This is a genomic window from Ileibacterium valens, assembly GCF_001945525.1.
GTDB lineage: Bacteria > Bacillota_I > Bacilli_A > Erysipelotrichales > Erysipelotrichaceae > Ileibacterium > Ileibacterium valens.
This window is the reverse complement of the sequence record NZ_MPJW01000160.1, coordinates 1-10871: the sequence shown is the minus strand read 5'-3', so window position 1 is coordinate 10871 and position 10871 is coordinate 1. Positions and strand designations below refer to the sequence as shown.

The window sequence follows — 10871 nt, the reverse complement described above, 5'->3', positions numbered from 1 at the left end:
AAGCCCCTTCGGGGTCCTGTGGACCCTGGACAGAACAGACCAGGCATGTAGTGTTTGAATCAGGCAGTGAACTGGTCCAGTAAACTAACGGCTGTAAAACTACTTACACAGTTTAGTTGACAGATCCTACATTTATATAAATTATCTATTCTGTTTCGATCAAACCATAACCGCCATCGTTTCTTAAATAAACAACTGCGATCTTGTTTGTTTCATCGTCAGTATAAATGAAGAAACTATGATCCATCAGATCCATTTTTACGATCGCTTCATCAAGAGACATGCTTTCTGGATGGATCGTTTTTGTTCTGACGATTTCATCGCTTTCAATCGGATTTCCCATCACATCGAAGTCTAAGAAGGCTTCATAAAGCGGATGAGACTTCTTGTCCATAATCCGGGTTTTCTGGCGGCGGATCTGATCTTTTAACTTGTCGACCACCTGGTCAATGGCAGAATACATATCATCGGCAGATGTTTCTGCACGAAGAATCGCAAATTTTGTGGGTATGGTAACCTCAATTTTCTGTTTTGTCGGATAGGTTCTCAAAAGGACTTTAGCCGTATCGTTCTCATCAATGATGAAATACTTATCGAGATTATTCAGTTTTTTCGTGATCTTGTCTTCAAGTGCTTTTGTTACAGAAATGTTTTTTCCAACAATATTAATATTCATGGTAACCCTCCACATTCTATCCGGTTTTGCTGCAGTTCAGAGCGGTCCGGCTCCCGTAATCTGAACCTGACTTCTGCGATTCTCAACCTCCTGTTCTCTTCTTTAAAGCGGTTAACCTTTAACGCTTCCTGTTGATATTATTTTAAAAAAAACGTCAGTGTGTTTCAAATTTTTCTAACGATCGGCAAATACGGACCGATAGAAGGTCAATTCTTCCAGTGAGGGTTGACCTGGGGCACTGTTTGTGATCGCACTGGCAAATGTATATCCGCTTCCATAAAAGTCAGCCAGTATACGGGAGATCTTACCCATTTCTCCCATGGAAATGGCAATCTTTTCCTGCGTCGTCGAATGGTTCTTGCAGGACTGCAGCAGGTTCTGAACATCCTTGCTCGTCTTTGGCATCACTGAAATCTTTTCGATTTTTGGCATGTACATTTCCATTTCATCCCATAAGCCTGCCAGTTCCTGTGTTCCAGGCGTCTGTTCAAAGTCATGCCAGGAAAGAACTGTCCTTTCAGGAATATAGTGATCCTTAATCTTGGTCACCTGATCCAGTTCAACATCAGTCAGACCTGGCAGCTGGTTGATGGCTTCAATGACCTGAACATATTCTTCAGGGGATACGTCTGCTTTTCCGCCCTGTGGTCTGGTTCGTAAAGTCCAGATCACTTCCTTTCCAAAACTTTCTGGATCAAGCTCTTTCAGCTTTTTTAAAAGGGCCTCAACACCGTATTGATCGAAATATTCATCCAGGCGCATTTCGATCATATGACAGGTTGACTGTTCAATCACATCCAGTGCTTTCTGAAAATCCTCACCTTCTGTTAGGAAGATCGGACAAATGGTTTTAAGTTTTGATTTCTGATTCATGTTTTCCTCTTTTCAAACATCCGCAATATCCGGGAATGTTCCTGATTCAGATTCATTATATTGAGTTACAGAGTTTATGAAAAGATTTGGCTTCTTTTCATTTACTAGTTGAAAAATTTTCTTTTTTGGGTTTAAGATAAGTCCATGAACCAGAAAGTCATTCGATTTAGAAGATCAGCCTGATAGAACATCGTCCAGAGTATTTGTATGAGAACCGACCTTATAACCTCATACAATTCGTTGGGCTTTTTTTGCAGGCTTTATATACAGGACATTCTTTTGATTAGAATGTCCTGTTTTTTTATGAATCCAATGGCTGAGGACGTATATCGCAAAATCAGTAAAGGAGAGAGACATATGATTATCACTTTAAAAAAGACAGCCGATGAAAAGGAAGTTCAGGCCCTGATTGAAGATCTTGAAAGCAGAAATCTTCAGATTACAAAAATCGTTGGTGAAAACTATGATGTATTTGGCCTGGTTGGAGATACAGCTTCCATCGATGAAAGATCTATTTTAGCTAACCCAATTGTTTACAACGTTCAGCGAGTCGCTCAGCCGTACAAGTTAGTCAACCGTATGTTTCATCCGGAAGATACAATTGTTGACGTCAATGGAATTAAAATCGGCGGCAAGAAGATCGTAGTCATGGCAGGGCCATGTGCAGTTGAAAGTAAGGAACAGATTGAGAGGATCGCTGGCGAAGTTTTAGAAGCCGGCGCTGACATGCTTCGCGGAGGCGCCTACAAGCCCCGTACTTCTCCTTACGCTTTTCAGGGAATGATGACTGAAGGAATTATGGCTTTGGCAAGTGCACGAGAAAAAACCGGTCTTCCTGTAGTAACTGAACTGATGTCTGCAGACAAGATTGACGAATTCATTGAAAACGTCGACATCATTCAAATCGGAGCCAGAAACATGCAGAACTTCGATCTGCTTAAAGCAGTCGGCAAAACCGATAAACCCGTTCTTTTAAAACGAGGTCTGGCCAATACGATCGAAGAATGGATCATGGCGGCTGAATACATCATGTCTGAAGGTAATAAGAATGTAATCTTCTGTGAACGGGGCATCAGAACCTTCGAAAAATATACCCGGAATACCCTTGATCTTTCCGTTATTCAAATTATCAAGGAGAGAACTCATCTGCCAATTGTCATTGATCCTAGCCATGCAACTGGAGACTGGAAGCTTGTGGAATCCGCTTCTCTGGCCGCGATTGCAGCAGGTGCGGATGGTTTGATTATCGAAGTTCATGATGATCCGACCCATGCTTTCTCGGATGGAGCTCAATCCTTAAAGCCAGAAAAATTCGCATCTTTGATCAATAAAGGACGGGCAATCGCAGAAGTTGTTGGCCGCACACTTTAAGGATTAAGATATAATCTTGAACATGAATAATAGTTCTCAGATTAAAACAAATCCATATCCCTATTCTTCTGATAACAAGAGATATCAGACGATGAGCTGGTACCTTAAGAATCGATATGGAGAAAAATGTGCAAAAATCCCTCTCAACGCGGGGTTTACCTGTCCAAATCGTGATGGAAAAGTCTCTTTTGGCGGCTGTACATTCTGTTCGGCAAAAGGAAGCGGAGATTCGATTCTCTCGTTTGAAAAACCCCTTAAGAATCAGTATCAGGATAATTTGGATCGGATTCATCATAAATGGCCAAAAGCTAAAGGAATCCCCTATTTTCAGTCCTTTTCCAATACTTACGCTCCTTTAGAAAAGCTCAAGGAAATCTACACTCCATTTCTTGAAGATCCTGAAATTTTCTGCATCTGTATAGCGACCAGAGCGGATTGTCTTGAAGAAGATTTTGTTTCCTGGATTTCAAAATATAAAAAGGATATCTGGATTGAACTGGGACTGCAGTCAAGCAATGATCAAACCGGGAAACGAATCAACCGCGGCTATTCAACCAAAGATGTTGAAAATGCCCTCTTTCTGTTAAAGAAGTATGGGGTTTTCAGCTGTATCCATCTGATCAACTCCTTACCCTTTGAAGATCATGAAATGATGATGGAATCCGCCAGGTGGTGCACTGTTTTTAAACCCGATGCGATAAAGATTCATATGCTTCACATGATAACCAACACTCAAATCGCGAAGGATTATTTGAATGGCGATTTTAAACTGATGGATCAGGATGAATATTGTACCCTGGTCTGTGATCAGCTCGAAATTCTACCTCCAGAGATGATCATAGAACGAATTACTGGGGATGGATTGCAGGAAGATCTCATTGCTCCATTATGGACTACGAAGAAAACCTCGGTAGCAAACCAGGTTGACCGAATTCTGTTTGAAAGAAATTCCTGGCAGGGCAAATATTGCAAAGTAGATGTTGCACAGGAAATCCCGAACAATCCAGATCCTTCTATTCAGATCGGTTTTAAATCAAAAATCTGATATGGATTATCAATCGAAATCGAAAATCGATTCAGTTTCCTGATCGAAAGCATTTAAAGCAAAGACCGGCAATCGGAATTCACTCCGATTGCCGGTCTTCTTATTTGTTATTGATTCTTCTATGCGAGTTTTTCAATTCAAATTCAGTAATATCTCGACTAATGCCACGTGAGTTTGGCTATTAATCAACATTAGGCTCAAAGACAAATGCAAAATAGTTCTTTTTACCCTTACGCAAAATCAGTACATTATCCACATAAGCCATTGAAGAATCAACGATCATATTTGGATCGGTATATTTTTCTCCATTAATGGCAATGGAGTTTCCCTTGATCCATTCTCTGGCTTCGCGTTTTGACTTCGCGATATTTGAGCTGACCAGAAGATCTTCAAGCTTCATAGCCTGAGTCTGAATTTTCGGCATGGATTTTACCGCATCCCGACGCTGTTCATCATCGAGATCCTGCAATTTTCCACGAAACAGCGCATTGGTAATTTTTAATGCGGCATCAAGTTCTTCCTGGCCATGAAGATCACGAACGACTTCTTCAGCCAATTTTTTTTGCGCTTCTCTGGCTCCTGCATTTTCTTCAAGAGCTTTTTCCAACCGCTCAATTTCTTCAACGCTTAAGAACGTCAATTTCTTGAGGTATTCAATGACCTTTGAATCTTCTGTATTCAAAAGGAACTGATACAGATCATAAGGAGAAGTTTTCTCCTTCTTTAACCAGACGGTTCCAGATTCCGACTTACCGAATTTGGTTCCATCCGCCTTTGTGATTAAAGGCATGGTTAATCCATAGGCTTTCACATCGGCTCCATGTTTTTTTCGGATCAATTCCAGACCGGCAGTGATATTTCCCCACTGATCCTGACCGCCAATCTGCATACGGCAGTTCTTCTTTTCAAACAGATTCAGGAAGTCCATAGCCTGCAGAATCATATAGGAAAACTCGGTATAACTGATTCCGGAATCCAGTCTCTTTTTTACGGTTTCCTTGTTGATCATGTAATTAACATTGAAATACTTTCCAAAATCACGCAAAAAATCGATGATGGAAAGATCTTTTGTCCAATCCAGGTTATTCACCATATCAAATCCCCAGAGGTTTTCGATCTGGTTATGCAGAGCCTGATAGTTATGGTCAAGAACTTCCGGTGTCAGCATATTTCTTTCACCCGTTGCCTTTGGATCACCGATAAATCCGGTTGCTCCTCCAACAAGCATGATTGGGTGATGGCCATGCTGCTGAAGCCGTTTTGCACAAAGCAGTGAAGAATAATGGCCAATATGCAAAGAGTCTGCCGTCGGATCGGTTCCAATATAGAATGTCAGCTCTCCATGATTAAGTTCATCGATCAGATCAGGAGAAGTGATGTCATTAATCAGACCTCTCCACTTCAGTTCATCATATAGCTCCATACGATTCATCCTTTCCTAGAGATACAACTTTTTCCAGATTGATCTGGTTTAAAGCTTTAATAACGATGCTTTGCACAGTCTAAATAGATTGGATCAAAGCCATTTTCAATATATCCCTGCCGGCAGATCTCCATATAGGCAGGATCTGCAACAGCAGTCGGATAAATGCTTTTCATTATATAACAAAAACAATGCTTGCCGCCAAGGATGAGATGTTCAATTTCATACATGCTGCTTAAAAGCCTGGAATGATCCAAAGCTTCCTTGTCCTTTTTTGTAATTTTCCACAGGGCGACATGTACTTTGCTTCCGGCCGATGGGACTAAAGTCAGATAACCATGTTCATCGTCTGCTCCCTTAATCGCAAGAGTCCGGTCACACAACAGGTCCGTTTCAATCAGCAAGGCGGCAGGACAAATGGAAATCATCTGCTGAATATTCAGATTGCTGCCATAAGCCAGATAATATTCAGGAAGATAATCATCCGGCAACAATGTTAACGACCTTGCCTTTCACGACAATAATCTTACGGATTTCCTTGCCTTCAAGCTGTCTTTTTACTGCCGGCAGTTCAAGAGCTTCTTTTTGCATTTCTTCATCACTCAGATCCGCTGGTCCTTCGAATTTGCCCCGAACTTTTCCATTCACCTGAACAACGATTGTCTTCGTCGCTTCGATCAGTTTGCATTCATCATAAGTTGGCCATGGTTCATAGGCGATGGATTCTGTTTTATTGAAAACCTGCTGCCAGAGTTCTTCTCCTAAATGCGGCGCAAAAGCTGAAAACATCTTAACGAAGCCTTCTGCATAAGGAGTATAGATTTCTTTTTGCTTATAAGCTTCATTGATGAAAACCATCATCTGAGAAATTGCAGTATTAAAATTAAGAGTATCGATATCGTTCGTTACTTTTTTTACAGTCTGGTTATAGACCTTATCTAAAGCCCCATTATTCTGATCGGTATAAACTGCCACTTTTGTAAAGTAGCGCCATACGCGTTCAAGCCATTTGCGGGTGCCGTCGAGTCCGGTTTCAGACCATGGAAGACCGGCTTCAAGAGGTCCCATAAACATTTCATAAACACGCAGGGCGTCAGCTCCATGACTTTCGATAATTTCATCCGGATTGACCACGTTGCCGCGTGACTTAGACATCTTTTCTCCGTTGCTTCCAAGGATCATTCCCTGATGGAATAGTTTCTGGAAGGGTTCCTTAGTTGGAACAACACCTAAATCATAGAGTACTTTATGCCAGAAACGGCTGTAAAGCAGGTGAAGTACAGCATGTTCAGCCCCACCAACATACAGATCCACGGGCAGCCAGTGTTCAAGTAAAGCTGGTTCACCAATTGCCTGATCGTTCTTTGGATCGATATAACGCAGATAGTACCAGCAGCTGCCTGCCCATTGCGGCATGGTATTGGTTTCACGTTTTCCTTTTACACCATCAATTTCAACGTTGACCCATGAATCAACATTTGCCAGTGGCGATTCTCCATTATCAGCTGGCTGGAAATTATCTGTAGCCGGTAATTCAAGTGGGAGTTCTTCAACATCAACTGTTCTCTGTGTTCCATCTTCCATATGAATGATAGGAATAGGTTCTCCCCAGTAGCGCTGTCTTGAAAACAGCCAGTCACGCAGCTTATAGGTGGTTTTGGCTGAGCCCACCTTATTTTCTTCAAGCCAGGCGATCATCTTATCGATCGCTTCCTGTTTATCTAATCCATTAAGCCAATCTGAATTAATATGAACTCCATCCTGGGTATAGGCTTCTTCTTCCACATTTCCGCCTTCTAAAACCGGAATGATTTCAAGACCAAATTTCTTAGCAAATTCATAGTCACGGGTGTCATGAGCAGGAACAGCCATAATTGCGCCAGTGCCATAACTTGCAAGAACGTAGTCGGAAATCCAGATCGGAATCTTCTTGCCGTTAACCGGATTGATTGCATAGCTTCCTGTAAATACGCCAGTCTTATCTTTATTCAAATCGGTTCTTTGCAGATCGGATTTCGTTGCGCAGATGGCTTTATAGGCATCAACAGCTTCCTTCTGTTCTGAAGTTGTAATCTCGTCCACATAAGGATGTTCTGGAGCCATTACACAATACGTCGCACCAAATAATGTGTCACAGCGAGTCGTAAATACGGTAAATTCCTTGTCATGGCCATCAATTTTGAAAACAACGTTTGCACCAGTTGATTTACCAATCCAGTTTTTCTGCATTTCTTTTGTTGAAGCCGGCCAGTCAACCAGTTCAAGATCTTCAAGCAAACGATCAGCGTATTCAGTAATCTTTAATACCCACTGACGCATTGGACGACGGATAACCGGATAGCCTCCTCGTTCAGATTTTCCATCAATGACTTCTTCATTGGCCAGAACGGCTTTCAATTCAGGGCACCAGTTTACTGGAATTTCATCGACATAAGCGAGTCCTTTTTCATAGAGCTTTTCGAAGATCCACTGAGTCCATTTATAATAAGAAGGATCACTGGTCGCTATTTCTCTATCCCAGTCATAGCTGAAACCTAAAGCCTGAATCTGGTCTCTGAAGTGATCAATATTCTGATTCGTGAAAATGGATGGATGATTTCCAGTCTGAATGGCAAACTGTTCTGCCGGCAGACCGAAAGAGTCAAATCCCATTGGATGAAGGACATTGAAGCCTTCCATTCTTTTCTTGCGGGCAACAATATCGGTTGCGGTATATCCTTCTGGATGGCCTACATGAAGTCCATTTCCAGAGGGGTAAGGAAACATGTCAAGCACGTAATATTTTGGTTTTGAAAAGTCAGCAGTATCGGTTTTGAATGTTTTATGTTCTTTCCAATAATTCTGCCATTTCTTTTCGACGGACTGATGATCGTACATTTCTAGTCTTCCTTTCTGTTGCAAAATTCTGAATAAAAAAAGACGCCCCTGTTTCCAAGGACGTTTGCACGCGGTTCCACCTTAGTTCACAGACTGCATTCAGTCTGTACACTCAATTTCCCATAACGCAGGAATGCGGTTTGCTCCTCTGACGAGTTCAGGAAAGTCTTCATCCAGGTTTCACCAGCCCCTGGCTCTCTTTTATTTCCAACATTTTCCCTACTGCTTCAGAATCTTTGCCTGAATGAAACAATAGCAAATTCATTCCTTAATTTCAATTGCTTTCAAAATCCAGACCCAAAAGACAATATCCAGACGAATCGTCCTCAATTTTATAAAGGCCTTTTTGAAGTGATTGATTCTGATCATTCTGAAACCATTTTTGTCTCTTTTATCGCTGTCTTTTATTCGTATTTGTTCTTCACAAAGCAGAAAAAAAGCAACTCATTAGGAGTTTTCAGAAATTTTCATCTTTTCTTTCATTGTTCATCAGGATTCATTGAATATATATAGACATCTGATTATCATAAATAAGATTAAGACTTGAGAACTTTAAGAGCGAAAAGAAAAACAGTTTAAAGAAAAAGTTCTTTCAGCTTAAAATTCTCACTTCAATCTCAAAGCTTCTGATTTTCAATTACCAGTTTAAAGAAGGAATATTTATGAACGACATTTCATCCAATACAAAACTTCAGAAACCAACCTCCGTGAATCCAATAAATAAAGAATCAAATGAAAATCTGTTTCTGATTGGATTTATGGGAGCGGGAAAAAGCACCATCGCCAGATATCTTAAGGAAAAAGCTGGATTTGATTTAATCGAAATGGATTCACAGATTGAGCAGGATACAAAGATGAAGATTTCAGAAATTTTTGATCAGTTTGGAGAAGAGCATTTTCGAAAGCTTGAAACCGATCTGATCTCTGAGATCAGTCCCAATCAGGGTTATGTCATCTCCTGTGGCGGCGGAGTGGCCATGTCTCAGGTCAATGTGAAGGCAATGAAAAAAGCCGGTAAGGTTATACTTCTGAATGCAAGACCTGAAACCATTTATGAAAGAGTCAAAGATAATCACGACAGACCCTTGCTTGAAAATAACAAAACAGTCGAATATATCACTCAACTGATCGAAAAGCGCAGGCCCTATTATTTAGCTGCGGCTGATCAGATTGTTGAAACTGATAATAAGGATGTCGAAATGATCTGTCAGGAAATCCTGAAGATCTGATCCTTAATGCTGCTAAATAAGCTAAAGAATATAAAAAATCCAAGAAAAGGAGTTCTTTTATGAGTAAACAGATTAGTGGTCATACCGGCCTGCTGTGCCTGCTTGGCTCTCCGGTCGCCCATTCCATATCCCCAGCTATGCACAATAAAGCCTGCGAATTGCTTGATCTTGATTATGCTTACCTGGCTTTTGATGTAAAGGAAGAAGAGATGGCTGATGCCATCAAGGCTCTTAAACTGATGAATGCGAAAGGCTGGAATGTCACCATGCCTGGCAAAAACATTATGGTTGAGCTTGCGGATGAAGTTTCCTTAGCTTCCGAAATATCCGGATCAGCCAATACAGTCGTGAATGAGAACGGAAAGCTTTATGCGACGACCACGGATGGTATTGGATTCATGGAAGCCGTTAAGGAAAATGACTTTGATCTAAGTCAAAAGACAATGACTTTAGTGGGCGCAGGAGGAGCAGCAACAGCAATCCTTGTTCAGGCCGCCTTAAGCGGATTAAAGGAAATCCATGTCTTTAATGTTAAAGATGGTTTTTATCAAAGAGCTTTGGAGATTGTCGAAAAGCTCAACAAAAAAACACATTGCAAGGTGAGCCTCAATGATTTCACCGATCCGGAAATTCTCAAAGAAGCCATCAAGAAAAGTGATATCCTGGTCAACGGAACATCAGTCGGCATGGCCCCAAACGAAGGGATTTCTCTGATCAATGATCCATCGTTATTCAGAAAAGATCTTTTCGTCTTTGATGTCATCTATAATCCCAAAGAAACTAAATTACTCAGAGATGCAAGAGAAGCTGGATGCAAAACAGCCAATGGATTAACCATGCTTCTTCATCAGGGAGCTGCTTCGTTTAAGTTATGGACCGGAAAGGATTTTCCAGTGGAAGAAGTCCGCAGGCTCTATTTTCCTGATTCTGTAAAATCAGTCTGAATATCCAACCTGTCATCCATCTGATACCTTAATAAATATTTGATAGTAAACAGATAACAGATATTGAATAACAAACAGACATCGAAAGAAAATACTAAAAAACCAAACCGCTCTGGGCCATTTGATCAGTTAAACGATCGGTTCAGAGCGGTGATTTAGTTTTGTTCATGAAGTTCTGTATAGTCAGATCTTCAGATCAGAGAGTGTGTTAAATGCAAGATAAAATGTGCCAATTATTGCAGTGAGAAAGTTACCATTTCTTGCAGTGGGTGGGGTATAGGAGAAGACACTTTCCATGGAAAGTGTCTTCTCCTATACCCGCGCGCCTAGCTCTCCCTCCTCCTTTCTTCCAGTTCTGAAACGAGATCTTTTGTTCTGTAGGATCTTCCAGGTATCTTGATCACTTTCGAATGATGTAAAAGCCGATCCAGTA

9 protein-coding genes and 1 other annotated feature are annotated in these 10871 nt (G+C 41.1%); of the genes, 4 read left to right on the top strand and 5 right to left on the bottom strand.

The window, feature by feature from the left end; genetic code table 11:
• Window positions 1-145: 145 nt before the first annotated feature.
• Window positions 146-676 carry a ribosome hibernation-promoting factor, HPF/YfiA family gene (gene hpf, locus BO222_RS08235; protein WP_075820053.1) on the bottom strand — a complete coding sequence of 177 codons (531 nt, stop codon included), beginning with the start codon at window positions 674-676 and terminating at the stop codon, window positions 146-148.
• 174 nt (window positions 677-850) lie between these two features.
• On the bottom strand, window positions 851-1549 hold the full coding sequence (locus tag BO222_RS08230; protein WP_075820051.1) for a type I 3-dehydroquinate dehydratase: 699 nt from the start codon (window positions 1547-1549) through the stop codon (window positions 851-853).
• Window positions 1550-1906: 357 nt separating this feature from the next.
• On the opposite strand from BO222_RS08230, the gene aroF reads away from it, so the two are divergent.
• Both aroF and BO222_RS08220 read left to right on the top strand, forming a co-directional pair.
• Window positions 1907-2920, top strand: a complete 1014-nt coding sequence (gene aroF / locus BO222_RS08225; protein WP_075820059.1) for a 3-deoxy-7-phosphoheptulonate synthase — start codon at window positions 1907-1909, stop codon at window positions 2918-2920.
• A 22-nt stretch (window positions 2921-2942) separates the two neighbouring features.
• The gene (locus BO222_RS08220) at window positions 2943-3965 is read left to right on the top strand and encodes a TIGR01212 family radical SAM protein (RefSeq protein WP_075820049.1); all 1023 of its coding nucleotides are present in this window, start codon (window positions 2943-2945) and stop codon (window positions 3963-3965) included.
• Between the two features lie 181 nt (window positions 3966-4146).
• On the opposite strand, the gene tyrS is transcribed toward BO222_RS08220, so the two are convergent.
• Genes tyrS through leuS form a run of 3 tightly spaced genes read right to left on the bottom strand, consistent with a single transcriptional unit; the run spans window position 4147 to window position 8265 of the window.
• The gene (gene tyrS, locus BO222_RS08215; protein ID WP_075820047.1) at window positions 4147-5388 is read right to left on the bottom strand and encodes a tyrosine--tRNA ligase; all 1242 of its coding nucleotides are present in this window, start codon (window positions 5386-5388) and stop codon (window positions 4147-4149) included.
• A 56-nt stretch (window positions 5389-5444) separates the two neighbouring features.
• Window positions 5445-5879 (bottom strand): gamma-glutamylcyclotransferase family protein, encoded by a 435-nt coding sequence (locus BO222_RS08210; RefSeq protein ID WP_083647749.1) that lies wholly within the window; start codon window positions 5877-5879, stop codon window positions 5445-5447.
• Window positions 5869-8265, bottom strand: a complete 2397-nt coding sequence (leuS, locus tag BO222_RS08205) for a leucine--tRNA ligase (protein ID WP_075820045.1) — start codon at window positions 8263-8265, stop codon at window positions 5869-5871. Before leuS ends, BO222_RS08210 begins: the two co-directional genes overlap by 11 nt.
• Before the next feature lie 53 nt (window positions 8266-8318).
• Window positions 8319-8511: a binding site (T-box leader), on the bottom strand.
• Window positions 8512-8927: 416 nt separating this feature from the next.
• Here leuS and BO222_RS08200 point away from each other — a divergent pair.
• Both BO222_RS08200 and aroE read left to right on the top strand, forming a co-directional pair.
• Entirely contained in the window at window positions 8928-9494 is a 567-nt protein-coding gene (locus tag BO222_RS08200) for a shikimate kinase (RefSeq protein WP_083647748.1), read from the top strand.
• Window positions 9495-9553: 59 nt separating this feature from the next.
• The gene (gene aroE / locus BO222_RS08195) at window positions 9554-10438 is read left to right on the top strand and encodes a shikimate dehydrogenase (RefSeq protein ID WP_075820043.1); all 885 of its coding nucleotides are present in this window, start codon (window positions 9554-9556) and stop codon (window positions 10436-10438) included.
• Window positions 10439-10871 lie beyond the last annotated feature (433 nt).